Genomic DNA, 23766 nt, shown 5'->3' on the forward strand with positions numbered 1-23766 from the left:
CGAAAGTTCAAGCTTCCCGGGGGCTTTCGTCCATTCGGGACTCGAATTCCGCGCCCGCCCGGCGCAGCATCTCCCGACTCGACTCCGGTCCCAGCGTATTGCGCAGCAGGGTGTGGTACACCTCGCGATGCTTGCGGACGACATCGGGTTCGGTCAGATACTGTTCGCCGCGGAACGATTCGATGTAGACCAACGGGGTCTCGACGAGTTCGCCCGATCCGTCGGATCCGAAGTCGAGCAGCACGAACGGGCCGCCGCCCTCCCGCATCGGGAGTCCCCGACTGAACGGCAGCACCCGAATATCGATATTGGGCCGAAAACTGGCCTCCACCAACCGTTCACACTGTTCGGCCATCACCTCCGGCCCGCCCACGGTCATCCGGATCGCCGACTCCCGCACGACCGCTTGGAAACCCGGCCCGTCCGGAATCTCCAGCAGTTCCTGCCGCCGCATCCGCAGCCGCACCCGCCGATCGATGGTCGCCGCGTCCTCGTCCGGGTAGAGCGTCTCCAACAACACGCGCGCGTACGCCGGCGTATGCAACAGCCCCGGCATCAAATCGGCCTCGTACGAACGGATCTCGCGAGCCGCCCCCTCCAGCCCCACATAGGTCCGGAACTCGGCCGACATCACATCCTCGTACTCCCCCCACCATTCGACCCCCTCCCCCTCCTCGACCAACGCCAGCACATCCCGCGTCTGCTCCGCGTCGAACTCGTAGATCCGACACAGCGCGGCCACCTGCCCGTCATCCACCCCCGAAACCAACCCCCGCTCCAGCCGATGCACCGAACTGGCCCCCACCCGAATCACCCCACCCGACTGCTGCAACGTCAACCCCGCCCCCAACCGCCCACCCCGCAACTTCCGCCCCAACCGCCGCCGCGCCAACGTCGAATTGCCTTCGGTCATGAATGCCCCTGCGCTCGTTGGTGATACGCCTGCCATCCAGCGCCATGCTAGTAGCCCGGATGGAGCATGGTCGGCGATTCACGCCGGATACATACGAATACCGCATAACCCCAGCAAGACTTCCATCTTGGAGGGTGAATCCTTGCCGAGGGGAACCACTCGCCTCCATGGTGCGTCCAGTAAGGTAGGTGAATCCTGGGCGCACGAAGGGAGGGACGTGGGTGGACGTGGGGCAGTCGACGGCTGATGCGCTGTACCAGGAGGCTGTGAGCGGGAAGTTCAGGATGGAGGCGGGGGCGGCACAGGAGTGCGCCAAGATCTTTCAGCGATTCGCCGAGTCGCTCGACGTGCATGTTCGAGATTCGGTCAACCTTCAGAGGCTTGTGGGGTTCGGCGATTTCGAATCTTCGAAGAGGCTCCAAGAGGGGTTCAGTGGCAAAGGGCTCGAGCTCACGAACGCGCTGACGGGTATGCAAGAGGCTGCCCTCAGAATGGCTGCGGCCTATCTTCGGGCGGGCAACATGATCGAGGAAGCCGAGGCTTTGAACACGCTGGCGATCAAGATGACCTCAGGAGCGCAGAACCAGTGAAACTTTCGGGCTACGGACCGTCGCTTGCTCTCGTCTTCGTTGCGTTCACCGCTACTGCATGTTCGACCTCACCCAGCGACGGTTCCCATGAGACGGGATCCCCCTCCCAGCAAACTGCGGCGCCCGCATCCTTCACATCGCCCTACCCAACGCTGACCGCGCCGAGCCTGCAACCGCCGACACAACCCGACAAATACGTCACCGCGCAGCGCCCCCGAGTCGTCTTCGACCCCTGCACATGGATACCTGACGCCGCGGTCTCCCAATCCGGATACGATCCGAACAGCCGAGCGCGTAAGGGCGACCAAGTCGCTGAACAGACGTTCTTCATCTGCAACTTCAACTCCAAAGCCCGCTTCCTGTCCGTTATTTCGGGGAATGTCACGTGGGAGGAAGATCTCCAGAAGAACGGCGCGTGGAGCGAACCCATCACCATCAACGGCCGCCAAGCCATGTGGGTTCGAGATCCGAAGCTACCGATCGCGTGTGACATCCATTTGCGAACCAAGGCCGGTTTCGTGGATGTGGGAGTAACTCTGACCCTCAGCGGACGCGGCGAGGGCCTGAATCCCTGCGATGGCCTGCTCGAAACCGCCACTGCCATAGAACCGTCCATCGGGAAGGACAACTGACATGGCCAATGGTGACGGTTCGCCGATCAACCCCACCGCGGCCACCGCAGGCGCTATCACCCAGACGGGTACGGACGCGGGTCAGAGCCACGACCGGGCTACGAAAAGCCAGCAAGGTGCCGAGTCGGTACAGCGAGGTCTTCGTCATACGAGTACCGATCCCGACTACATCGTGGACCTCGAGCACTGGGAGAGAATGAGTCACGAAGAGATCTTCAATACCGTGCAGAGGTCGATGCAACCGGATGCGATGCACGCGGCCGCCCAGAAATGGCTCGAGATCTCCGCTGCCGTCGGAGGCGCGCTCTTCGGTCTGAACATCTCCATTCAGAAGACGCTTTCGGAGAAATTGAAGGGCACGCTCGCAGACACGGCGAGTGATGCGGCCCGGACCTTCGTTCAGCAAGGGACCGAGGTTCAAGAGGTCATGCAAGCCGTCGGCGCCCGCATTCATGCCGCGGGCTATGGCGCCGAGGCGGTCAAGAACAACGTGCCGCCGCCCGTGCCGGAGAAGCCGACGAGTACGACGAATTTCGCCGCTGCGCTGCTCGGGCTGGGCGCGGAGGTGCCCGAACAGGCGGTCGGCGGGGTTCGATCCGCCGGGGAGGCTCGGCAGCTGGCCATTGCCGCGATGAAATTGAACTACGATCCCACCTATCGCCCTGCCGGACAGAAGGTTCCGACCTTCGTCCCCGTCGACTCCCCCGGCGAGGTCAACCCCGGAACCGGCGGCGGCAACTCCTGGCCCGGCACCGGTGGCGGCACCGGCGGGACGAACGGCGGGACAGGGGGAACCAGCGGCGGAACCGGCGAAACCGGTGGCGGAACCGGTGAGCAGTCCGGGAACGGCACACAGGATCCCAACTCCACCGACGGTGGTCAGCGCACCGATCCGGCCAGCGTCTCGCCGGCTTCGACCGACGGATCGAATTCGTCTGGGACGCAAGGAACTTCGGGCACTGGTGGCGGCACCTCGTCGGAAGCCGATACCCGACCCGCCGGAGTCGACTCTCCCGGCTCGAGCGTGAGTGGTCGAGGAGGCGGCGGTTCCGGCCTGCGCCCGGGGACATCCGGCGGCGGTCAAGGCGGAACGGGCGGCGGAAGCACCGCCAACGCCCCCGGCAGGAGCGTGCCGGGAATGCCCGGTGCCGGAAACCCGGCCGCCGCTGCCGCCGGACGGGCGGGCGCCGCTGGCACATCCGGTATGCCGGGCATGGGTATGCCCGGCGCGCACGGCCGTAAGGACGACGACGAAGCCGAGCACAAGACCCCCGACTACCTGATCAGGGATCGCGAGGAGGAACTGTTCGGGCCCAGGCAACGAACGGTCCCCCAAGCCATCGGAGCGGATATCCCCGCCGCGCAGACCAGACCGGACGAGGGTGAGGGTTCGGGGCGGTGAGGTGGGAGTTCACTCCCGATGAGTTCATGCATCTGTGGCAGGAGACGGGGAAGGATCGGTATCCGTTCCCGTTGAGTCTGTACTCGTCGACGGCATGGCAGAGCGAGGCCGAGCGGCTCGCGCGGGAGTTGCGGGAGCGGTTGCCGCTCGGGGGTGACGCCGATCTGTCGGCGGTGCTGCGCGTGGCGGCGAATCCCGCTGTCACGCTGACCGTTACGGGCACCCGGAAGCGGCCCGTGCGCGCGTTCGGGGCCATCGATACGACCGTGGGCGTGACGCTCGTCCAAAGACCCGGTCCCACAACGGAAGTCGGCGGCAATGTCGTCGTCGAGGTCGGCTCCCCGGCCATCGTGCCGAAGGTGTTCGTCGCGGTCCTGGGGAAGGTCGAGGCGGGTCGGCAGACGGCGCTCGTGGAGAGCCTGGATTGCATCCGCACCGATCTCGAATCATGGACGGGCACAAGGGAAACCGTGACCAGCCGGATGCGCAGACTGCTGACCGCCCCGCGCACCGGATCGGGTCATCTCGAGATCCAGCAGGGCCTGCACACCGCGCGACCCCATCCCCCGCAGTACCTCAGCTGGTTCGACGTCGAGGGCGACGGACGCTACGTCTACTACCAGCAGCACAACGATCTGCACGTCGAACCCTGGTCCGCGGAACGACTCCAGCGGGAACTCACCCGCCTGACCCAACCCGTCCACGCCGACTGAGCACACCCCACACCCCGGCGACCACCCCGGCCGCGACCGCCCCGGCCCCGAACAACACCGCCCCCACCCCGGCCGACCATCCGGCGTTCATGCGCGGCTCGATCACCGCGGGCGGGGGCGGGGCGACATCCAACTCCGCCTCGTTCTCCCGCGCGGTCGCCGCCCACGCCGTGGCGAACAGGATGATCCGCGCGGTGATGTACGCGAACACCATCAGGCCGATGATCGGACCGAACGCCACCCCCGCCGGGCTCGAGAGCACCTTGTGCAGATAGAAGCTGGCGATCTGCTTCCAGATCTCGAAGGCGATGGCGGCGATCAGCGCGGCCTTGATCGCGCTCACGATGGTGACCGGTTGTCGCGGTAGCCGGGCGATCACCCACACGAACACCGCCCACGACGCGCACACCGCCAACAGCAGCGAGACGACGCGCAGCAGCACCCCGACCCCCGGCGCGTGGTCCAGGTGGATCGCCTTCAGCAGACTCCGTCCCAGATCGCTACCGGCGAGGGCGGACAGACCCAGCGACACCACCATCGCCAACCCGAGCCCGACCAGTGCGAGCAGATCGGAGAGCTTCGAGGTGGCCCAATTGCCGTCCTGCGCTTGCTGTTCCCACTGTTCGGTGAGCGCGGCGCGGAGATTGGCCATCCAGCCCAGCCCGCCGTAGAAAGCGCCGACCAGACCGATCACCCCGACGCTGGTGCGGGAGTCGATGGCCTGATCGATCAGATCGTTCAGCTGCCCGCCGAGCGAGCCGGGAATGTTCTGAACGATCTTGTCCTGCACCTCGTGCAACAGATCCGGATCGTGCGACAACACGAACCCGGCCACCGCGAAACCCACCATGAGCAGCGGAAACAATGACAGCACAGTGAAATACGTGACGCCTGCCGCGTAGTAGTCGCCGCGCTGCCGCTGATACCGGCCGCCCGCGCGGACCAGATGGTCCAACCACGGGCGCGCTTGCACCTCGCGTTCGATCCGCCCCCTGACCTTGTCGAACACCCGTCCTCCCGGAACCCACTCGGCAGCGATCGTGCATGTACTGTCGCACCTTTGCGCGGCCGACAGCGACAGATTTGCCCAGCGCGTCGGTCACCTTCCCGATACCCGGGCGGGCGGGCCGGAAAACGCTCAGCGGGTGAGGAAACCGACGCGGTCGTACACCTGCGCGAGGGTCCTACCGGCGATTTCGCGGGCGCGGTCGGCGCCGTCGGCCAGAATGCGATCGAGTTCGCCCTGGTCGTCGAGGTATTGCTGAACCTTCGCCTGCAAGGGAGTGACGAAATCGACGAGGGCGTCGGCGACGTCGTTCTTCAGGTCGCCGTATCCCTTTCCGGCGTAATCGTTTTCCAGGGTGACGATCGGGGTGTCGGTGAGCGCGGACAGGATCACCAGCAGATTGCTCACCCCGGGCTTGGTCTCCGGGTCGTAGCGGATCTCGCGTTCGGTGTCGGTGACCGCGGACCGGATCTTCTTCGCCGAGACCTTCGGATCGTCGAGCAGATTCAGCAGGCCCGCGTCGGTGGCGGCCGACTTGCTCATCTTCGAGGTCGGATCCTGCAGGTCGTAGATCTTGGCGGTGCCGGAGACGATGTGCGCCTCGGGGACCACGAAGGTCTTCTTGAACCGAGTGTTGAAGCGCTGCGCCAGATTTCGGGTCAGCTCGAGATGTTGGCGCTGATCCTCGCCCACCGGCACCAGCTGCGGGCGGTAGAGCAGGATGTCGGCGGCCATCAGCACCGGATAGGTGAACAGGCCGACGGTCGCGTTGTCCGAACCCTGCTTGGCCGACTTGTCCTTGAACTGCGTCATCCGGCTTGCCTCGCCGAAGCCGGTGATGCACTGGAGCACCCAGGTCAGCTCGGCGTGCTCGGGCACCTGGCTCTGCACGAACAGCGTCGAGCGCTTGGGGTCGATGCCGAGCGCCAGCAGCTGCGCCGCGGCCCGCTCGGTGCGCCGACGCAACTGCTTGGGGTCCTGCGGCACCGTGATGGCGTGCATGTCCGGAATGAAGTAGAGGGCGTCGTAGTCGTCCTGCAACGTCACCCAATATTGCAGCGCGCCAAGGTAATTGCCGAGGTGGAAGGAATCACTCGTCGGCTGGATCCCGGACAGGACCCGCTGCTTGCGCTCACCGGATGTAGCAGGACTCGACATGCTCCGATCTTCGCATGTCCGCCTCACCCGGCATGGCGCTGGGCGTGGTTGCGCGGATCGACCCCGGGCATACTCGGCCGACCCGACGCGACCAGGCGCTTCTCCCGATCGCCGAGCAGCCGGTACAGGGGCGCGCTGGGCCCGTAGAGCTTGTCGCGCAGCGCCCGGGGAGCCAGCGGCGGGGCGAGATGCGCGGTCCGCACGGCCCGGGCCAGCGAACGGTAGGACAGCTGCTCGCGCGCACCCCACCGAATCCCGTACAGCTCCCGGATGCGGGGCGGCAGACTGCCCTGGACGAGCAGATGCACGCCGGTCACCACCCGATTCAGCGGCATCGGCAGCGGATACGCGACGCGCTTCCCGGCCAGGTAGGAGCCGACCAGCCGGGCCTCGTCGGTGAGATACGGCTGGTCGGAGGTGAGGTACTCGTCGAAGAAGCGCCGGAACTCCGGGTAGCTGCCGGGGGCCGCGTCGCGCGGCATGCCGAACAGCTCACCCCAGCGGACGTAGTCCTGGTAGAGGCCCTCGCGCTCGGCGGCGGTGAGCCTGCGGACCAGCACGTCGTGCATGACCTCCGCCGAGTCGAAGGTGAACGCCATGGTCAGGAACATCAGGTGCGGGTCGTGTGCGGAATAGCGCGTACCCGCCGGATACGGCCCGGCGTCCTCGGGCAGGCCGCCCCGCACCCGCGCGTGCTTCTTGTCGGTGAAGGCCAGCGCCCGGTCGGCCTCCTCCGTGCTGCCCAGCGACACCGCCTCGAACAGACGACCGGTCAGCGCGAGCCGGGTGTACGGGGTGGTGCGGTGTTCGGTGTGCTCGGCCGTGCCCACGTAGAGCAGCGGATGCACGGCCCCGATCACCAGCGCGCGCTGGCCGTAGGTGAGGCCGACCGCCCGCTTGCGCATGACCCGCCGGATCATCGAGTCGTCGGAGAAGTAACCGGACATGTCGCCTCCTGTGCCGGACATCTGGCAATAGCGTCTACCAGATTCCCGAATCTGGCAAGACCTTCCACCAAATTGAGGGGCGGCCGTGCCGGGCCCATACAATCGGACGGATGACCGCGCGAACCTACGGTGGTGTCTCGGCCGAGGAGCGCCGCGCCCAGCGCCGGGCCGCGCTGCTCGAGGCCGCGCTGGAGATCATCGGGGGCCAGGGCCTGGACAAGCTGACGGTCGCCGGGCTGTGCGCGCGGGCCGGACTGAACGAGCGGTACTACTACGAGCAGTTCGACAGCCGCGACGCCGTGCTGATCGCCCTGCTCGACGGCATGGCCGAGGAACTGGCCGCGGCCATCGTCGACGCCCTGCGCACCGCGCCCACCGACACGCGGGGCATGTCCGAGGCCGCGGTCCGCGCGGGCATCGAGGTCCTCACCGACGACCCGCGCAAGGCCCGCGTCGCCCTCATCCTCAGCGCCGCCACCCCCGAACTGCGCTCGCGCACCCTGGCGACCATCCGCGCCTTCGCGAATCTCGTTGCGGCCCAGGGCGTCGACTTCCTCGCCATCGGATCGGACCGCCCCGACCCGGCGATCGCCTTCCGCGCCACCTACCTCGTCGGGGGTCTCGTCCAGGTCCTCGCGGGCTGGCTGCACGGCGATCTCCCCCTCACCCGCGACGAACTCATCGCCCACACCACCGACGTGTTCGTCCTGCTCGGCGAGGATCTGGCGCGGCGATCGGGTTAGCCGGAGTGCCTCACAAGGTGAGCGCGGCCGCTCCCAAGGTGCCCGGTTCGGCCTGGAGCACCACGCGGTAGAGCGTGTCGCGAGCGGACCAGTAGGCGGCGGCGTCGCGCATGGCCTCGGTGAACCAATCCCGCTGGGCGGGTTCGTGCACGAGGAGTTGGGCGGCGTTGCGGACCACCACGACGTAACCCGTTGCGCGACCGACGAAGTCGTCGAGGTCGCGCAGGCATTCGTCGAACGCGTCCTTGTTCTGGCCGAAGTAGTAGGGGAATTGGAAGGCGGCGGCGAACTCGTCGTAGAGCTCGGCGAGGCTGCCCATCTTCTGGCCGCGCAGCTCCCGGACCACGTAACCGTCCGGCGCCTGGTACCGCACGCCGCTGAAGTCCCGGTCGGCGGCGGGAACCGCCCCGAGAACCGGTGCGGGCGTGGCGGATTCGGTCGCCGCGCCGGTGAGGAACTGCGTCAGCGTCATCGGGGAACTCATCTGGCCTCCTGTTCGCATGGGTTCCGACAGCTCAGCGCATTTTGGTGAACGTCCGGTAATGATCACCGGTGTAATACGCCGAACCGTCGCTGCCGGTCACGATGCGCTCGGCGTCGCGGGTCTGGCCGCGCACCTTGGGATTGACGTCCCATTCGCGATAGCCGATCGACCTGCCCGCCGCATCCGACTTCGGCAGCGTCCCATCGCGATTGAGCCACTGATCCCCGCCCTTGGTCCCGGGCGCGTCGGCCGAATCCGGCCAACGGCCCGCGTCGATCTCGACCAAGGTCTGGTACGCGCGATCGGGGACGCCCGGCGCCCGGCTCGTCGGGGCGGCGGCCGCCTTACCCGGCGTCGCCACGGCCTTGGCGCTCGTGGTGGGCGACGAGGTGGAATGCGTCGTGGTCTCGTGCGCGGTCAACAGCCCGAGCAGCACCACGACCACCACCCCGCCCAGCGCGAGCAGACTTCGAAAACGCTTGCCGGACAGGTTCATCGGTACTGCACCGTCACGGGCGCGTGATCCGACCAGCGCAGCGCGTACTCGGCGGCCCGCTCCACCACGGCCTGCTTGGCGCGGCCCGCGATCTCACCGCGCGCCAGGTGGTAGTCGATGCGCCAGCCCGCGTCGTTGTCGTAGGCGCGGCCGCGGTAGGACCACCAGCTGTACGGGCCGGGTACGCCCGGGTGCAGGGTGCGCACGACGTCGACGTAGCCGGCGGCGAACAGCTCGTCCAGCCAGGCGCGCTCGCCCGGCAGGAAACCCGAGTTCTTCAGGTTGCCCTTCCAGTTCTTGATGTCGAGTTCGGTGTGGGCGACGTTCCAGTCGCCGCAGATGACGAAATCGCCCGTGCGGGACCGCAGGTGCGCGCCGAGCTCGCCGAGGAAGCGGTACTTCTCGTCCTGCATCGGCGTATCCGCCTCGCCGGTGTGGACGTAGACGCTGGCGACGGTGACGTCGTCGAATTCGGCCTCGATATAGCGCGCCGCGCCGTCGAATTCGGGGCTACCGAAACCGATACGCACGGAACGTGGTTCGCGGCGCGACAGGATGCCCACGCCCGCGCGGCCTTTCGAGCCGGGTTCGGCGTGCGCCAGATACCAGCCGTCGCGCAGCGCGGTCGCCAGCGCGGCGCGCGTCTGCTCGTCGGTTGCTCTGGTCTCCTGCAGGCAGATGATGTCCGCCTCGGTGGTGGCGAGCCACTCGAGCATCCCCCTACCCGTCTTGCCCGTCGCGGCACGAATCCCGTTCACGTTGATCGTACTGATGATTTTGGACACGCCACGACCGTACAATGCTGCTCAGACACACTCCCGGTGGACATCGAGGTCCAGGAAGGGGTGAGGACGATGACGTCCCGCACCGCCCCGCCCATGCCGACGAAAGCCCTGCACACGGGCTCCGGCGATCCGCTACTCCTGTTGCACGGCTTCATGTTGTCGCCGCACTGCTGGGAACAGGTCGCGTTCCGATTGTCCGGGACTTGCGAGGTGTTCGCTCCGGCCTTCCGGGGGCACTGGGGCGGGCCGGAGTTGAACGGCTGGTACCTCGACATCAACGCCCTCGCCGATCAGATCGAGGATCAACTCGACGAAATGGGTTGGCGCACTTGCCATATCGCGGGCAATTCACTGGGCGCGTGGGTGGGGTTCGAGCTGGCGCGCCGGGGCCGGGCGCGCACGCTCACGGCCATCGCGCCCGCGGGTGGTTGGAACAGCCCGTCGCTGTTGCAGATCCGGGTGGGGCTGAAGTTCCTGAGCCTGGTGCCGGTGGTGGAGATCGGCAAGCGGATGAGCCCGGCCCTGCGGGTCAGCGCGCCCGCGCGCCGATTCGCGTCGCTGCTGCTGACCAAGAGCGCGAGCGCGGTCCCGCGGCGCGCCCTCGAGGCCACCATCCTGTCCGCGATCAACTGCCGGGCCATGCTGCCGGTCCTGCTCAGCGGCCTGCGCTCGGAGGCCCTCGAATACCTGCCCACGCTGAGCACGCCGGTGCGACTGCTCATGTGCGAATACGACCGGGTCATCCCCAATCGTCCCTTCGCCGAACGCTTCCTGCGCGACCTCCCCGAATCCGCGGACCGCATCCTGATCCACGGCGTCGGCCACGTCCCCATGCTCGAGGCCCCCGACCGCATCGCCACCCTCATCGCCGAACACGTCTATGCCAGCCGCACGCATCTGCGAGCGGTATGAATGACCGGCGGATCGGAAGACCCCCTCGGCCTCCGATCCGCCGGTCCCCCGGCGAAAAGCGCGCCGGGGGACAGAGAGGTTCAGAGCCCCAGCAGCCCCTTGGCCACGTGGGTCACCTGGATCTCATTGCTACCCGCGTAGATCATGAGGGACTTGGCGTCTCGGGCGAGTTGTTCGACTCGGTATTCGGTCATGTAGCCGTTGCCGCCGAAGAGTTGGACGGCCTCCATGGCCACGTCGGTGGCGGCCTCGGAGGAGTAGAGCTTCATGGCGGAGGCTTCGGCGAGGGTGGGGGGCTTGCCCGCGCGGGAGCGTTCGATGGCGTTGAAGACCATGTTCTGGACGTTGATCCGGGCGACTTCCATCTTGGCGAGCTTGAGCTGGACCAGCTGGAAGCGGCCGATCTCCTGGCCCCACAGGGTTCGGTTGCGCGCGTAATCGACACAGAGCCGGTGGCATTCGTTGATGATGCCCAGGGCCATGAACGCGACGCCGAGCCGTTCGGCGGTGAAGCTGGAGCGGGCGCTGTCGCGGCCGTCGCCGCCCTTGTGCTCCTCGGTCTCGCCGAGCAGGCGGTCGCGGCCGAGGCGGACGTTGTCGAAGAACAGCTCACCGGTCGGCGAGGCGTGCAGACCCATCTTCCGGAACGGCCTGCCCTGGGTGAAACCCTCCATGCCCTTGTCGAGCACGAAGGTCAGCACCTTGCGGTTGCGCTTGTCGCCCTCCCCCTCGTCGAGTTTCGCGTACACGATGACGGTGTCGGCGTAGGGGCCGTTGGTGATGAACGTCTTCTGCCCGTTGAGGATGTAGTCCTCCCCGTCCCGCTTGACGTAGGTCTTCATCCCGCCGAACGCGTCACTGCCGGAATCGGGTTCGGTGATCGCCCACGACGCGACCTTCCTCATCGTCACCAGATCGGCGAGCCAGCGCTCCTTCTGCGCGAGCGTCCCCCGCGCCATGATCGTGGTGGCCCCGAGACCGATGCTGACCCCCATGGCCGACACCAAACCCAAACAGACGCCGGACAATTCGCCGATCAGCACGGCCATCATCGAATCCTGGCCGCTGAACGGGGATCCGGCCGACTCCGTCCGCTCGGCCGCGTCCTCCCCCGCCTCCCGCGCCCGCTGCTTCGCCAGCATCTTCCCCACGGCCTCGGCGGCCATCGCGTCGATCCCGAACTGCGCGAACAGCTTCCGGATCACCGGATACGGCAGCATCTCGCCGCTCTCCAGCGCGTCGAGATTCGGCCGCACCTCCTTGTCGATGAACGCGCGCACCGCGGTGCGGATCATCTCGTCGGTCTCGGACCACTCGAACATGGTGTTCTCCTTCTACGGCAGCCGAGCCGCGATGTCCTCGATCGCCCAGGGCCCCTCGGTCTCGATCGTCTTCACGTCGTGCCAGCCGCCCAGCTCGGAGATCGCGCCGCCCTGCACCGCGAACACCTTGCCGGTCAGCGGGCATTTGTCGGAGGCCAGATACGCCACCAGCGGTGAGATGTTGGCCGGGCTGAACGGATCGAACTCGCCCTCGGGGATCTCGGCCGCGAAGATGGCGCCCATGCCGGGCGTGGCCAGCGTGAGCCGGGTGCGGGCAATCGGGGCGATGGCGTTGACCCGCACACCGTAGCGTTCCAATTCGTCGGCGGCCACCAGCGTCAGCGCCGCGATGGCCGCCTTGGCCGCGCCGTAGTTCGCCTGTCCCGCGTTGGGCACCGTGGTGCCCGAGGCCGAGGCCGTGTTCACCACGGCCGCGTTGGGCCGATTGCCGGATTTGGCCTCGGCCTTCCAGTACGCCGCCGCGTGCCGCAGCACATTGAAGTGCCCCTTCAGATGCACCGCGATGACCGCGTCCCACTGCGCTTCCTCGAGCCCGGCGATGAAGCCGTCGCGCAGGATGCCCGCGTTGTTGATCACCACATCGAGTCGGCCGAATTCCGAGATCGCCTGGTCCACCAGGCTTTTCGCGCCGTCCCACTGCGCCACGCTGGCGGTGTTGGCGACCGCGCGCCCGCCCGCGGCGACGATCTCCTCCACCACCTGCTGCGCCGGGCCGGTGTCGTGTCCCGCGCCGGTGTTGTCGCCGCCCAGATCGTTGACCACGACCGCCGCGCCCTCCCGCGCGAACAGCAGCGCGTGCTCGCGCCCGATTCCGCGGCCCGCGCCGGTGATGACGGCGACCTTGCCGTCCAGTGCGCCCATGTTCGTCTCCTGTCAGTCCGCGAGTTCGGCGAGGCCGTCGGTCAGCACGACGTCCGCACCCCGCACGGTCTCGAATGCGTATGTGGTGACGCCGTTTTCGGCGCGCACCGGCCAGATGCGGGTCTCCAGGTCGTCGCCGGGGAAGACCATCTTGGCGAAGCGCACCGCGAAGCGCCGCAGCCGACGGGTGTCCGAGCCACCGACCGCGGTCAGCACCGCCCACGACGCGAACGCCATGGTGCACAGCCCGTGCGCGATGATTCCGGGCAGTCCGGCGTCGCGGGCGACCTGCTCGTCCAGATGCAGCGGGACCGGATCCCCGGCGGCCGGGGAGTAGCGGTAGGTCTGATCGTCGTCGATGTGCGCGGGCACCACGGCCGCCGGATCGGTACCCCGCAGGGCGTCCGGGAACTTGTGTTCCGGCGCGGCCTCGCCGACGGTCCGGCCCGCGTCGATATTGCGGAAGAACGCGGTCAGGAACTGCTCGTTGACCAATTCCCCGGCCTGGTCGCGGGTTTCGACGTGGATGGTGATCGAGCTGCCGTTCTCCCGGCCGGTGAAACCTATCGCGCGGGCCCGCGCGGTGAGCACATCGCCGGGCCGGATCGGACGGTGGAAGTGGAAGTCCTGCTCCCCGTGCAGGACCCGGCCGAAGATGTCCATCGGTGCCACGTCGATGACGGGCACCATCATGGCGTCGAACACCGGCACGATCGCGAACACGGGCGAGGCGATCGTCCCGCTCCGGTGCGCCTCGATCGGATCGTTGGTGGCGGCGGCGTAGTCGGCGATGCGCTCCGCGGTGACCTCGAAGGTCTCCTCGTCGCTCCAGTTGCCCAGTCCGGAATCGTCGAAATCGACCGCGCGCGTGGCGGTTCCGCTCATGCCGTGGCCAGCGCGTCGAGGGCGTCCAGCGACTTCTCCAGTTGCTTCAGCCCGTCCTTCTCCACCGCCTTGCCCAGCGCGCCCTTGATCAGCGCGCCCTCGAAATCGCCGCGGATGGACAGTTCGCTGCCCTCGCCCGCGGGGCTGATGTCGAAGGTGAATTCGACCTTCACCCCGGCCATTCCGGCGGCGGTGAGGGTGAGCGTGGTCGGCGCCTGCACCGCCGCGACGTTCCATTCGAACTTGTTGGCCATGCCCAGCATGACGACCTTGGCGATCAGCTTGGTGCCCGGCGCCAGGGTGGCGGGCGGTTCCTCCATCCAGCGTTCGTGGATGGAGAACCAGTCGCCCCAGGTGTTCGGGTTGCCCACGACCGCCCACAGCGCCTGCGGGTCGGCGGACATCTTCTTGGTGTACTCGATGTGGCCCATGCGATTTCCTCTCTCAGCGGTCCGCGCGCTGGTACGCCGTGACGATCGCCGCGCCGCCCAGTCCGATGTTGTGCTGCAACGCCGCGGTCACGTTCTCGACCTGACGCTTGTCGGCCTGCCCGCGCAGCTGCCAGGTCAGCTCCGAGCACTGCGCCAGACCGGTCGCGCCCAGCGGGTGGCCCTTGGAGATGAGCCCGCCGGACGGATTCACCACCCACCGGCCGCCGTAGGTGGTCGCCCCGTCGTCGACGAGCTTGCCCGCCTCGCCCTCGGCGCACAGGCCCAGCGCCTCGTAGAGCAGCAGTTCGTTGGCGGAGAAGCAGTCGTGCAGCTCGATCACCTGGAAGTCTTCCGCGCCCAGGCCCGACTGCTCGTAAACCCGCCGTGCCGCTTGCACATTCATGTCGTAGCCGACGAGATTCTTGGCGGTTCCGTCGAAGGTGGAGGCGTAGTCGGTGGTCATGGCCTGCCCGACGATCTCCACCGCCTGCCCGGCCAGATCGTGCTCGTCGACGAAGGACTCCGAGGCCAGGATCACCGCGCCGGATCCGTCGGAGGTCGGCGAGCATTGCAGCTTGGTGAGCGGGTCGTAGATCATCCGCGAGTCCAGGATCTCGGCGAGGGTGTACTCGTCCTGGAACTGCGCGTACGGGTTGTGCACGGAATGCCGGTGGTTCTTCAGGCCGATCTTGGCGAAGTGCTCGGCGGTGGTGCCGTAGGTCTTCATGTGCTCGCGCCCGGCCGCGCCGAACATCCAGGGCGCGGGCGGGAAGAGCACCTCGGAGATCTCGGCCAGGGCCATCATGTGCTTGGCCATGGGCTGCTCGCGATCGTCGTAGGTCGCGCCCAGCGAGCCCGGCTGCATCTTCTCGAACCCCAGGGCGAGCGTGCAGTCGGCCAGGCCGCCCCGAATCGCTTGCGCCGCAAGGTAGAGCGCGGTCGAACCGGTGGAACAGTTGTTGTTGACATTGACCACCGGGATGCCGGTCATGCCCAGCTCGTAGACCGCGCGCTGGCCGGAGGTGGACTCGCCGTAGACGTAGCCGACGTAGGCCTGCTGCACCCGATCGTACGAAATGCCCGCGTCCGCAAGGGCTTTCGTGCCGGACTCGCGGGCCATGTCCGGGTAGTCCCAGTCGCTGCCGTTCTCGTTCTTGCGCCGCCCCGGCTTCTCGAACTTCGTCATGCCGACGCCGACGACGTAGACCTTGTTCGCCATCGAACTCCTCACCTCGGGCCGCGGCCGGATGACGGCGACGGCGCGGACGGTCCGCTGCGGACCGGACGGAAACAAACATACAGAGCTGTATGTAACACTGCAAGAGCCGATCCAGGCCCACTGACAGAATCGCCGTCAATTAGCTGGTCCCGCACATACATCCAGCGTTGTACGGTGTATTGGATTACCCCCGCGAGGGGCTGGTTGGATGGGGCGGTGACCTCCGATTGCTTCCGGCTGATAGAGCCCGTTCCGACCGCCGAGGCCATCCCCAGCTGGGCTCGCCACTTCGCCCATTTCGACTCCGTCGTCGGCTATTCCAGCCTGGGTCATGCCTTCCTGGCGAACCTCGACACCGGCGATTACGCCATCCTGTACCCGTATCGGGCGGGGGCGACGGGCTACGGACCGTTCGTCAGCGTGTGGGAGTTCGCGGATCAGGTGCTCACCGAACCGCGCTTCGCCGACTTCGTGCTACGCCCCGATCACGTCTCGGAGATCTGTGATCGGCTGGGCCCCTTGGCCGCCGGGCAGGTGTACGCCGCCAAGCCGTACCCGTTCCAGGGCGGGAACGAGGCGCCGGACAGTTATCAGCTGGCAGACCTGTGGACGTTCCTCGATCAGGTGGCCGAGGCGCACGGACTGTAGGTCCTAGCGCGATCCGTCGAGCCCCGGCAGGGCCGCGGCCGCGGCGCGACGGAGGTGCGCCGAGGCGCGGTGCCAGCGGCGTAGCGCCCGTTCGGGATCGGGAGACACGAAGTTGGACACCAGGATTCCGCGCAGCGTGTCCATCGCCGTGTAGGCGAAGTCGCGAACCTCCTTGCGCCGCACGTCATCCGGGACCAATTGGGAGACCGCCATCAGCACGGCGTTGTTGACGAAGGGTTCGACCTTCTCGAGCGCGGCGGCCAGCACCGGATCCGCGCGACCGGCCACCCACAGTTCCATGGCGGCGATGAACAGCGGCCCCTGATGCAGCTCCCACAGGAAATCCAGTGCGGCGCCGAGCGGATCGTCACCCGCATTGACCCGGCCGAGTTCCTGGATGGCCGCCTCGGTCCGTCGCTGCGCGAGATGACTGATGGCCGCGACGACGAGATCGTTCTTCGAGCCGAAGTGGTGCACCTGCGCCCCGCGCGTCACGCCCGCCCGCTCGGCCACCCGCGGCGTTGTCGTTCCGGCGTAACCGTATTCGACGAGACAGTCGATGGTGGCGTCCAGCAGCCGCACCCGCATCTCACTGCTGCGCTGCTCCTGCGTGCGGCGCTGGGGCCGGGAGGCGGACCTGGTCATTTCCGGGATTGTACGCTTACGTTCAGATCTGAACGGAACTCCGGCGGCCGCCCCGGTCACCGCCGTCGGGGCACGACGACCGCCTCGGCGGCCTCGACCATCAGGCGTTCGGCCTCCTGATCCAGTTCCGGATAGGGGTGCCGCCGACGGGCCAGCGACACGGTGACGGTGAACAGCAGCACGCCCGCGATGCCCAGGCCCGCGCCCACGAGAGCCGGTGCGGTGTAACCGAATCCGGCCGCGATGACGACTCCGCCCAGCCACGCGCCCGCCGCGTTGGCCATGTTGAGGGCGGCGTGGTTCAGCGCGGCGGCGAGGGTCTGCGCGTCGTGGGCCACGTCCATCAACCGGGTCTGCAAACCGGGGGCCAGCGCGGCTCCGGTCGCGCCGACCAGGAAGGCCCCGATCGCCGCGGTGTACGGATTGTGCGCCGCGGCAACGAAACCCGCGAGCACGACCACCATGGAGATCATGGCGGCGTAGATCGCGAGGTCCACGCCGCGGTCGGCCAGCACGCCGCCGACGATATTGCCCGCGACCATGCCGAGGCCGAACAGCGCCAGCACCAGCGGCACGAATCCCAGCGGCAGGTGCGCCACATCGGTGAGCGTGGTGGTGATGTAGGTGTAGACCGCGAACATGCCGCCGAAGCCGATCGCCCCGACCAGCAGCGTCAGCACCACCTGCGGGCGGCGCAGCGCGCCGAGTTCGGTGCGCGGATCGGTGACCCGCACGCCGGTCAACTCCGGCACATACCGCGCGATGGCGAGCACCGTGGCCACCCCGATCAGCGCGACCACCACATACGCGTCGCGCCAGCCCAGGTGCTGGCCCAGCCAGGTGGCGGCGGGCACGCCCACCACATTGGCGGCGCTGAGGCCGAGCATCACGGCCGCAACGGCTTTCGCGCGCTGCCCCACCGGGGCCAGGGTCGCGGCGGCGAGCGAGGCGACGCCGAAGTAGGCGCCGTGCGGCAGGCCGGAGACGAAGCGCGCGACCAGCAACGTGTCGAACGTCGGCGCGACGACCGAGGCGGCGTTGCCGAGCGCGAAGGCGGCCATCAACGCGATCAACAGGCGCTTGCGCGGCACCCGGGCGCACAGCGCCGCGATGACCGGGGCGCCGACCACCACCCCCAGGGCGTAGGCCGAGACGGCGTGTCCGGCACTCGGCTCGGACACGCGCATGGCGTGCGCGATATCGGGCAGCAAACCCATGGTGACGAATTCGGTGGTGCCGATACCGAAACCACCGAGCGCCAACGCGAGCATGGCGGGGATGTGCCAGGTGCCGCGCCCGGGCGTGCCGGAGGGACCGTGCTGGTGGACGGCCGCGGAGGCTGATCGGGTCGATGAGGTCACGCCCCAGGTCAACACAGCACTTCCCGGGCTTTAAAGCCGGAACAACCGTGATTCCACTCACCGGCCTCCGGTGGTCGCGCCCGGTTTCCGGCGGAAATGATCAACGACCTTGGCGGACAAGTGTTTTCGATCGGAAGGAAGTCGCCGTACCCGGGTCCGAAAGCCGCGAGCTGTCACGGAGATCACGCCGAGGGCAATCCGGACGCAACCGGCAGACCTCGGCAACCGGACGGCCCACGACACGATACGGGCACCCGCGGCCACCGACCGATCGGCGGGGGCGGGTGCCCGGATGTTCGCCCCACCTCGCGCCACAGCCCAGGCGCGAGGCGGATCACCGACTCAGCGCTGTTCGCGCGCCAGGTTGGCGTCGAGCACACCGAGGAACTCCTCGGTGGTCAGATAGCCCTGATCGCCGCCGACCAGCAGCGCCAGGTCCTTGGTCATCTGGCCGTCCTCGACGGTCTTGATGACGACGTCCTCGAGGGTCTGCGCGAAGCCGATGACCTCGGGGGTGTTGTCCAGCTTGCCGCGGTGGGCCAGGCCACGCGTCCACGCGAAGATCGAGGCGATCGGGTTGGTGGAGGTGGGCTTGCCCTGCTGGTGCTGGCGGAAGTGCCGGGTCACCGTGCCGTGCGCGGCCTCGGCCTCGCAGGTCCGGCCGTCCGGGGTGAGCAGCACCGAGGTCATCAGGCCCAGCGAGCCGAAGCCCTGCGCCACGGTGTCGGACTGCACGTCGCCGTCGTAATTCTTGCACGCCCAGACGTAGCCGCCCTCCCACTTCAGCGCGGAGGCGACCATGTCGTCGATGAGCCGGTGCTCGTAGGTCAGCCCGGCCGCGTCGAACTCGTTCTTGAACTCGGTCTCGTAGATCTCCTGGAACGTGTCCTTGAACATGCCGTCGTAGGCCTTCAGGATCGTGTTCTTGGTGGACATGTAGACCGGGTAGTTCTGCTGCAGGCCGTAGTTCAGCGACGCGCGCGCGAAATCCTCGATGGACTTCTTGAAGTTGTACATGCCCATCACCACGCCGCCGTCCTCGGGGATCTTCACGACCTCGTGGACGATCGGCTCGCTGCCGTCCTCGGGGGTGAAGGTGAGGGTGACGGTGCCCGCCTGATGCACCTTGAAGTCCGTGGCCCGGTACTGGTCGCCGAAGGCGTGACGGCCGATGATGATCGGCTTGGTCCAGCCCGGCACCAGCCGCGGAACATTGGAGATGATGATCGGCGCGCGGAAGATCGTGCCGCCGAGGATGTTGCGGATCGTGCCGTTCGGCGAGCGCCACATCTTCTTGAGACCGAATTCCTTGACGCGGGCCTCGTCGGGGGTGATCGTGGCGCATTTGACGCCCACGCCGTGCTTCTTGATGGCGTTGGCCGCGTCGACGGTCACCTGGTCGTCGGTCTTGTCCCGATATTCGATGCCCAGGTCGTAGTACTCGAGGTTCACATCGAGGTACGGGTGGATCAGCTTGTCCTTGATGAACTGCCAGATGATCCGGGTCATCTCGTCACCGTCGAGTTCGACGACGGTCCCTTCAACCTTGATCTTGGACATGGATCTTCGTGTCCTCCTAGGAAGGTGCTCCCATTGCACGGCCAGGTGAACACGCTTGTGAGCGGACCCCAGCTGTTCAACAGACAACGTATACGCCCCGCGTTGTCCGCGGGACTCCTGGTGCTTAACAAGACAAGCGTACTGGTAGCCGTGGGCTCACTTCCAGGGGATGCCCGCCGGTGAGCTCGACCCGAAAACGAGCACTGCCCCGCCTTCCGCGCGGGAAGGCAGGGCAGCGCGCGAATCGGAACCTCGTCAGACGGCCACGGCCACGGCGTGTTCGTCCCCCTCGAGCAGGTTCTCCGGCTTGTCGCGGATCATCAGCGCGACGATCACGATCGCGGCCGCGAAGAAGCCCGCGCCGATGTAGAACGCCACGTTGTAGCTGTGGATCGCGGCCCGGGCGACGACATTGTCGATGGTCGGGTGGTTCTCGGCGTACCGCTGGGCGACCTGCACCGAGATGCTGGTCAGCAGGGCCGTGCCGATCGCGCCGCCGACCTGTTGGGCGGCATTGAGCAGCGCGCTGGCCACACCCGAATCCTCGGCCTCGACCTGATGCAGCGCGGTGGTCTGCATGGACACGAACGTCGCGCCCATACCCAGGGCGATCAGCGCGATGGCGGGCAGCACGCTGCCGGCGAAGCTGTCGCCGTAGCTCAGCTGGGCGAGGTAGAGCAGTCCGGCGATGCCGAGCACCGAGCCGGCGATCATGAGCGGCCGCGGACCGATGCGGGGCAGCAGCGCGCTCGCCACACCCGCGGAGATCACGATGCCGATCGGGAAGGGCAGGAACGCCACGCCCGCCTTCAGCGAGCTGTAGCCCAGGGTGATCTGCAGGTAGTAGCTCAGGTTGATGAACATCGCGAACATCGCGATCGGCACCAGCAGCGCCACCAGATACGAGCCACCCCGGTTGATCTCACCCGGAATATGCAGCGGCAGAAGCGGATTCGACGTGCGCCGCTCGATCGCGACGAACACCGCGAGCAGCGCGACACCCGCGATCAGCAGGGCGAGGGTGGTCGAGGCCAGCCAGCCGTCCTCGGCCGCGCGGCTGAAGCCGTAGACCACCGAGATCAGACCGAGGGTGACGGTCACCGCGCCGGGCACGTCGTAGCCGCCCGTCCGCGGGGCGGGCACATCCTTGATCACGAAGGCCAGCGCGCCGACCACGGCCAGCAGCGCGACCGGGGTGTTGACCAGCAGGCACCAGCGCCAGTCGGCGTACTCGGTGAGCGCGCCGCCCGCGATCAGGCCGATCGCCGCGCCGCCCGCGGACACACCCGCGAAAGCGCCGAAGGCCCTTGCCCTTTCGCGCGCCTCGGTGAAGGTGACCGACACCAGTGACAGCGCCGCGGGCGCCAGCACGGCCGCGAACGCGCCCTGCAACGCGCGCCCGGCGAACAGTTCGGCGGCGTTCTGGGCGAGGCCCGCCAGCGCGGAGGCGCCGGCGAAGCCGACCAAGCCCACCAGGAACATCCGGCGGCGACCCAGGTAGTCGGCGAGGCGGCCACCGAGCAGCAACAGGCCGCCGAAGATCAGCGTGTAGGCGGTGAGCATCCACTGCTTGTCGCCGTCGCTGATGTTCAGATCGCGCTGGGCGAACGGCAGCGAGATCGTGACGATGGTGGCGTCGAGAACCACCATGAGCTGGGCCAGGGCGAGCACGCCGAGGGCCCACCACCGGGTCGGGCTCTTGGACCCGGTCGAGGTCTGAGTGGGAGCGAGTTCTGCGGTCCCGGTTTCTGTCATGAGGGGGGACTCCTGAGTGGAAGAAGCAGTTCCGTCGCGTCGTTGGAACGTGACAGCAATCCTGTCATCGTCGGACAAGTGGCGTCAAGAGAAAAATGTCGTAGTGCGACATTTGACGTATCTCGTCACAATAAGAGCCGTTGGCGATAGGATGGGGTCATGCTCGAGTCACCTACCCAGCTCGGCCTCCGGGAGCGCAAGAAGCAGCAGACCCGGCGGCGGATCATCGAGGTGGCGCTGCGCCTGTGCGATGCCCAGGGGTTCGACGCGACCACCGTCGAGCAGATCGCCGATGCCGCCGACGTCTCGCCGCGCACGGTCAACCGGTACTTCGAGCTGAAGGAGGACATCGTCCTCGCGCCCATCGAGGAGATGGGCAGGGTCCTCGGGGCCGAGCTGCGCAAGCAGCCCGTCACGGGCAACGAGCTCGTCGCCCTGCACGACACCTTCCTGACCGTGGTCACCAACAGCCTCGCGGGCGCGGAACCGCCGTTCGAGTGGTTCCAGCAGATGCAGCGGATCACCCGCAGCAGCGCCACCGTGCGCGCCCGCAGCATGGACATCGCCGACACCAAGACCATCGAGATCCATTCCGCTATCGCCGAGCGCATCGGCGCGGACCCCGATTCGCTGACCGTGCGGGTCATCGCGGGCACGTGGAACGCGATCATGCGGGCCGGAATGGAATGCGAGACGCCGTCGATGGACTGCGCCCCGAACGTGTCCGCAGAGGCCAACATTCGCGCCGTCAAGGCGGCCTATGCCGAGTTCATCCAGCATTGCGCGGTACCGATGGCACAGGCGCGCGGCTAGGCCGCCGAGACCGTCTCGCGTCCGGTTCGGCCGATCCGCTACCATTTTCGAAAGGTCATGAGCGCCAGCGCCAAGCCCCGGCTCGCTGGCCGGCAACCCTCCAGTTGCGGTGGGGTGCTCCGGGTGATGACCGGGCTCCCGAGGGTCGGGAGCAAGCGCGACGATCGAGGAGGTCCCCGCGAATGCGCTGTTGCTGTTGTCGGCTCTCGTCCGATAACACCAGCAAGCCCAGTCCGGCGACCCATAGGAGCAGGCTATGAGTAACCCGACCGTTACCATCGACATCGTGTGTGCCCTTCGGACGGCGGCGGCCCGGTGACCGTGAGTATCGAATCGAGCACCTCGGCGGCCGCGCTGCTTCCCCCGGCCGACGGTCGTCTGGAGACGATCGCCATCGGGGACGTGCGCCTGGAGAGCGGCGCGACGATCCCCGACGTCGAGCTGGCGGTGCAGCGCTGGGGCGAGCTCTCGCCCGACCTGGACAACATCGTGCTGGTCGAGCACGCCCTGACCGGTGATTCGCACGTGGTCGGCGCGCCCGACGCACTGCATCCGCTGCCCGGCTGGTGGGACGGCGTCGTCGGCCCGGGTCTGCCGCTGGACACCGACGAGTGGTGTGTCATCGCCACCAATGTGCTCGGCGGCTGCAAGGGCAGCACCGGGCCCGCGTCCCTCGCTCCCGACGGAAAGCCTTGGGGCTCACGGTTTCCCGAGATCTCCATTCGCGATCAGGTGACCGCCGAGGTGGCGCTGTTCGATCTGCTGGGCGTGTCGCGGCTGGCCGCCGTGGTCGGCGGCTCGATGGGCGGCATGCGAGTACTGGAGTGGATGATCGGCCATCCCAACCGTGTCGGCGCCGCGCTGGTGCTGGCCGTCGGGCCGCGCGCCACCGCCGATCAGATCGGCACCCAGACCACGCAGATCGCCGCCATCAAGGCCGACCCCGATTGGCAGGGCGGCGACTACCACGGCACCGGCCGTCGCCCAACCACCGGTATGGGCATCGCCCGTCGCATCGCGCACCTGACCTACCGCACCGAGTTCGAACTCGACCACCGCTTCGAGAATCACGGTCAGGCCGACGAGGATCCGTGGCACGGCGGCCGCTACGCGGTGCAGAGCTACCTGGAGTACCAGGCGGAGAAGCTCGTACAGCGGTTCGACCCCGCCACCTACGTCCTGCTCACCGAGGCGATGAACCGGCACGACGTCGGCCGCGGCCGCGGTGGGATCGAGGCGGCGCTGGCCGCCACCCCCGTCCCGTGCATCGTCGGCGGCGTCGACTCCGATCGCCTCTACCCGCTGCGCACCCAGCAGGAGCTCGCCGATCTGCTCCCCGGCTGCAAGGAACTCGAGGTGGTCCGTTCCCGCGACGGCCACGACGGCTTCCTCACCGAGACCGAGGCCGTCGGCAAGCTGCTGGCCGAGACGATGGAACTCGCTCGCGCCGCCCGCGATTGACGC

The 23766-nt window shown here is 67.7% G+C and carries 25 protein-coding genes and 1 riboswitch; of the genes, 9 read left to right on the forward strand and 16 right to left on the reverse strand.

The window, feature by feature from the left end:
* Positions 1–7: 7 nt before the first annotated feature.
* Positions 8–913 carry a helix-turn-helix domain-containing protein gene (locus ACFYTQ_RS19365; RefSeq protein WP_387362546.1) on the reverse strand — a complete coding sequence of 302 codons (906 nt, stop codon included), beginning with the start codon at positions 911–913 and terminating at the stop codon, positions 8–10.
* Positions 914–1134: 221 nt separating this feature from the next.
* Between ACFYTQ_RS19365 and ACFYTQ_RS19370 the strand changes: the two genes are divergently transcribed.
* The 4 genes from ACFYTQ_RS19370 to ACFYTQ_RS19385 are packed head-to-tail and all read left to right on the forward strand — an operon-like array spanning position 1135 to position 4250.
* Positions 1135–1503, forward strand: a complete 369-nt coding sequence (locus ACFYTQ_RS19370) for a hypothetical protein (RefSeq protein WP_387362548.1) — start codon at positions 1135–1137, stop codon at positions 1501–1503.
* Positions 1500–2135 (forward strand): DUF3558 domain-containing protein, encoded by a 636-nt coding sequence (locus ACFYTQ_RS19375; protein ID WP_387362550.1) that lies wholly within the window; start codon positions 1500–1502, stop codon positions 2133–2135. Before ACFYTQ_RS19370 ends, ACFYTQ_RS19375 begins: the two co-directional genes overlap by 4 nt.
* A 1-nt stretch (position 2136) precedes the next feature.
* Entirely contained in the window at positions 2137–3537 is a 1401-nt protein-coding gene (locus ACFYTQ_RS19380; RefSeq protein ID WP_387362552.1) for a hypothetical protein, read from the forward strand.
* Positions 3534–4250 carry an ESX secretion-associated protein EspG gene (locus ACFYTQ_RS19385; RefSeq protein WP_387362553.1) on the forward strand — a complete coding sequence of 239 codons (717 nt, stop codon included), beginning with the start codon at positions 3534–3536 and terminating at the stop codon, positions 4248–4250. The genes ACFYTQ_RS19380 and ACFYTQ_RS19385 overlap by 4 nt, the downstream gene beginning before the upstream one ends.
* Here the strand turns inward: ACFYTQ_RS19385 and yhjD are convergent.
* The 3 genes from yhjD to ACFYTQ_RS19400 form a co-directional block, all read right to left on the reverse strand.
* Complete coding sequence (yhjD, locus tag ACFYTQ_RS19390) at positions 4216–5259, reverse strand: inner membrane protein YhjD (protein ID WP_387362555.1); 1044 nt, start codon at positions 5257–5259, stop codon at positions 4216–4218. The two genes, ACFYTQ_RS19385 and yhjD, sit on opposite strands and share 35 nt — an antisense overlap.
* A gap of 129 nt (positions 5260–5388) precedes the next feature.
* Positions 5389–6414 carry a tryptophan--tRNA ligase gene (gene trpS / locus ACFYTQ_RS19395; protein WP_387362557.1) on the reverse strand — a complete coding sequence of 342 codons (1026 nt, stop codon included), beginning with the start codon at positions 6412–6414 and terminating at the stop codon, positions 5389–5391.
* A gap of 23 nt (positions 6415–6437) precedes the next feature.
* Complete coding sequence (locus ACFYTQ_RS19400; protein WP_387362559.1) at positions 6438–7382, reverse strand: oxygenase MpaB family protein; 945 nt, start codon at positions 7380–7382, stop codon at positions 6438–6440.
* Positions 7383–7471: 89 nt separating this feature from the next.
* Between ACFYTQ_RS19400 and ACFYTQ_RS19405 the strand changes: the two genes are divergently transcribed.
* Complete coding sequence (locus tag ACFYTQ_RS19405; protein WP_387362561.1) at positions 7472–8104, forward strand: TetR/AcrR family transcriptional regulator; 633 nt, start codon at positions 7472–7474, stop codon at positions 8102–8104.
* Between the two features lie 10 nt (positions 8105–8114).
* Here ACFYTQ_RS19405 and ACFYTQ_RS19410 read toward each other — a convergent pair whose 3' ends face one another.
* From ACFYTQ_RS19410 to ACFYTQ_RS19420, 3 genes are read right to left on the reverse strand one after another with little or no spacing between them, the layout of a single operon-like run.
* A complete protein-coding gene (locus tag ACFYTQ_RS19410; protein WP_387362563.1) occupies positions 8115–8588 on the reverse strand; it encodes a barstar family protein in 474 nt (157 codons plus the stop codon).
* 31 nt (positions 8589–8619) lie between these two features.
* Entirely contained in the window at positions 8620–9084 is a 465-nt protein-coding gene (locus tag ACFYTQ_RS19415; RefSeq protein ID WP_387362565.1) for a ribonuclease domain-containing protein, read from the reverse strand.
* Entirely contained in the window at positions 9081–9869 is a 789-nt protein-coding gene (locus ACFYTQ_RS19420) for an exodeoxyribonuclease III (RefSeq protein ID WP_387362567.1), read from the reverse strand. Before ACFYTQ_RS19420 ends, ACFYTQ_RS19415 begins: the two co-directional genes overlap by 4 nt.
* Before the next feature lie 69 nt (positions 9870–9938).
* Here ACFYTQ_RS19420 and ACFYTQ_RS19425 point away from each other — a divergent pair, with 69 nt between their 5' ends.
* On the forward strand, positions 9939–10781 hold the full coding sequence (locus ACFYTQ_RS19425) for an alpha/beta fold hydrolase (protein ID WP_387362568.1): 843 nt from the start codon (positions 9939–9941) through the stop codon (positions 10779–10781).
* 80 nt (positions 10782–10861) lie between these two features.
* Here ACFYTQ_RS19425 and ACFYTQ_RS19430 read toward each other — a convergent pair whose 3' ends face one another.
* From ACFYTQ_RS19430 to ACFYTQ_RS19450, 5 genes are read right to left on the reverse strand one after another with little or no spacing between them, the layout of a single operon-like run.
* Positions 10862–12103, reverse strand: a complete 1242-nt coding sequence (locus ACFYTQ_RS19430; RefSeq protein ID WP_387362570.1) for an acyl-CoA dehydrogenase family protein — start codon at positions 12101–12103, stop codon at positions 10862–10864.
* A 12-nt stretch (positions 12104–12115) separates the two neighbouring features.
* Positions 12116–12985, reverse strand: a complete 870-nt coding sequence (locus tag ACFYTQ_RS19435) for an SDR family oxidoreductase (RefSeq protein WP_387362572.1) — start codon at positions 12983–12985, stop codon at positions 12116–12118.
* 12 nt (positions 12986–12997) lie between these two features.
* Positions 12998–13870, reverse strand: coding sequence for a MaoC/PaaZ C-terminal domain-containing protein (locus ACFYTQ_RS19440; RefSeq protein WP_387362574.1), 873 nt, complete (start codon positions 13868–13870; stop codon positions 12998–13000).
* Positions 13867–14301 carry an SRPBCC family protein gene (locus tag ACFYTQ_RS19445; protein ID WP_387362576.1) on the reverse strand — a complete coding sequence of 145 codons (435 nt, stop codon included), beginning with the start codon at positions 14299–14301 and terminating at the stop codon, positions 13867–13869. The genes ACFYTQ_RS19440 and ACFYTQ_RS19445 overlap by 4 nt, the downstream gene beginning before the upstream one ends.
* A 13-nt stretch (positions 14302–14314) precedes the next feature.
* Positions 14315–15520, reverse strand: coding sequence for a lipid-transfer protein (locus ACFYTQ_RS19450; protein ID WP_387362578.1), 1206 nt, complete (start codon positions 15518–15520; stop codon positions 14315–14317).
* Between the two features lie 216 nt (positions 15521–15736).
* Here ACFYTQ_RS19450 and ACFYTQ_RS19455 point away from each other — a divergent pair, with 216 nt between their 5' ends.
* Positions 15737–16168, forward strand: coding sequence for a hypothetical protein (locus ACFYTQ_RS19455; RefSeq protein ID WP_387362580.1), 432 nt, complete (start codon positions 15737–15739; stop codon positions 16166–16168).
* A gap of 3 nt (positions 16169–16171) precedes the next feature.
* On the opposite strand, the gene ACFYTQ_RS19460 is transcribed toward ACFYTQ_RS19455, so the two are convergent.
* From ACFYTQ_RS19460 to ACFYTQ_RS19475, 4 genes are all read right to left on the reverse strand, one after another.
* Positions 16172–16813 (reverse strand): TetR/AcrR family transcriptional regulator, encoded by a 642-nt coding sequence (locus tag ACFYTQ_RS19460; RefSeq protein ID WP_387362582.1) that lies wholly within the window; start codon positions 16811–16813, stop codon positions 16172–16174.
* Between the two features lie 56 nt (positions 16814–16869).
* A complete protein-coding gene (locus tag ACFYTQ_RS19465) occupies positions 16870–18084 on the reverse strand; it encodes an MFS transporter (protein ID WP_387363077.1) in 1215 nt (404 codons plus the stop codon).
* A gap of 432 nt (positions 18085–18516) precedes the next feature.
* Positions 18517–19734 carry an NADP-dependent isocitrate dehydrogenase gene (locus tag ACFYTQ_RS19470; protein WP_387362584.1) on the reverse strand — a complete coding sequence of 406 codons (1218 nt, stop codon included), beginning with the start codon at positions 19732–19734 and terminating at the stop codon, positions 18517–18519.
* Between the two features lie 255 nt (positions 19735–19989).
* Complete coding sequence (locus ACFYTQ_RS19475) at positions 19990–21489, reverse strand: MFS transporter (RefSeq protein WP_387362586.1); 1500 nt, start codon at positions 21487–21489, stop codon at positions 19990–19992.
* Between the two features lie 159 nt (positions 21490–21648).
* Here ACFYTQ_RS19475 and ACFYTQ_RS19480 point away from each other — a divergent pair, with 159 nt between their 5' ends.
* Both ACFYTQ_RS19480 and ACFYTQ_RS19485 read left to right on the forward strand, forming a co-directional pair.
* Positions 21649–22302, forward strand: coding sequence for a TetR family transcriptional regulator (locus tag ACFYTQ_RS19480; RefSeq protein WP_387362588.1), 654 nt, complete (start codon positions 21649–21651; stop codon positions 22300–22302).
* Between the two features lie 53 nt (positions 22303–22355).
* A riboswitch (SAM riboswitch) is annotated at positions 22356–22466 on the forward strand.
* Between the two features lie 157 nt (positions 22467–22623).
* A complete protein-coding gene (locus ACFYTQ_RS19485; protein ID WP_387363080.1) occupies positions 22624–23763 on the forward strand; it encodes a homoserine O-acetyltransferase in 1140 nt (379 codons plus the stop codon).
* Positions 23764–23766 lie beyond the last annotated feature (3 nt).

This window comes from Nocardia sp. NPDC004068, assembly GCF_042874315.1.
GTDB lineage: Bacteria > Actinomycetota > Actinomycetes > Mycobacteriales > Mycobacteriaceae > Nocardia.

What these genes read in the sequence shown, in the direction of transcription:
- ACFYTQ_RS19365 (WP_387362546.1), bottom strand. Translation starts at nt 913, where the DNA reads ATGACCGAAGGCAATTCGACGTTGGCGCGGCGGCGGTTGGGGCGGAAG.
- ACFYTQ_RS19380 (WP_387362552.1), top strand. Translation starts at nt 2,137, where the DNA reads ATGGCCAATGGTGACGGTTCGCCGATCAACCCCACCGCGGCCACCGCA.
- trpS (WP_387362557.1), bottom strand. Translation starts at nt 6,414, where the DNA reads ATGTCGAGTCCTGCTACATCCGGTGAGCGCAAGCAGCGGGTCCTGTCC.
- ACFYTQ_RS19400 (WP_387362559.1), bottom strand. Translation starts at nt 7,382, where the DNA reads ATGTCCGGCACAGGAGGCGACATGTCCGGTTACTTCTCCGACGACTCG.
- ACFYTQ_RS19405 (WP_387362561.1), top strand. Translation starts at nt 7,472, where the DNA reads ATGACCGCGCGAACCTACGGTGGTGTCTCGGCCGAGGAGCGCCGCGCC.
- ACFYTQ_RS19410 (WP_387362563.1), bottom strand. Translation starts at nt 8,588, where the DNA reads ATGAGTTCCCCGATGACGCTGACGCAGTTCCTCACCGGCGCGGCGACC.
- ACFYTQ_RS19415 (WP_387362565.1), bottom strand. Translation starts at nt 9,084, where the DNA reads ATGAACCTGTCCGGCAAGCGTTTTCGAAGTCTGCTCGCGCTGGGCGGG.
- ACFYTQ_RS19425 (WP_387362568.1), top strand. Translation starts at nt 9,939, where the DNA reads ATGACGTCCCGCACCGCCCCGCCCATGCCGACGAAAGCCCTGCACACG.
- ACFYTQ_RS19430 (WP_387362570.1), bottom strand. Translation starts at nt 12,103, where the DNA reads ATGTTCGAGTGGTCCGAGACCGACGAGATGATCCGCACCGCGGTGCGC.
- ACFYTQ_RS19435 (WP_387362572.1), bottom strand. Translation starts at nt 12,985, where the DNA reads ATGGGCGCACTGGACGGCAAGGTCGCCGTCATCACCGGCGCGGGCCGC.
- ACFYTQ_RS19440 (WP_387362574.1), bottom strand. Translation starts at nt 13,870, where the DNA reads ATGAGCGGAACCGCCACGCGCGCGGTCGATTTCGACGATTCCGGACTG.
- ACFYTQ_RS19445 (WP_387362576.1), bottom strand. Translation starts at nt 14,301, where the DNA reads ATGGGCCACATCGAGTACACCAAGAAGATGTCCGCCGACCCGCAGGCG.
- ACFYTQ_RS19450 (WP_387362578.1), bottom strand. Translation starts at nt 15,520, where the DNA reads ATGGCGAACAAGGTCTACGTCGTCGGCGTCGGCATGACGAAGTTCGAG.
- ACFYTQ_RS19460 (WP_387362582.1), bottom strand. Translation starts at nt 16,813, where the DNA reads ATGACCAGGTCCGCCTCCCGGCCCCAGCGCCGCACGCAGGAGCAGCGC.
- ACFYTQ_RS19465 (WP_387363077.1), bottom strand. Translation starts at nt 18,084, where the DNA reads ATGCTCGCGTTGGCGCTCGGTGGTTTCGGTATCGGCACCACCGAATTC.
- ACFYTQ_RS19470 (WP_387362584.1), bottom strand. Translation starts at nt 19,734, where the DNA reads ATGTCCAAGATCAAGGTTGAAGGGACCGTCGTCGAACTCGACGGTGAC.
- ACFYTQ_RS19475 (WP_387362586.1), bottom strand. Translation starts at nt 21,489, where the DNA reads ATGACAGAAACCGGGACCGCAGAACTCGCTCCCACTCAGACCTCGACC.
- ACFYTQ_RS19480 (WP_387362588.1), top strand. Translation starts at nt 21,649, where the DNA reads ATGCTCGAGTCACCTACCCAGCTCGGCCTCCGGGAGCGCAAGAAGCAG.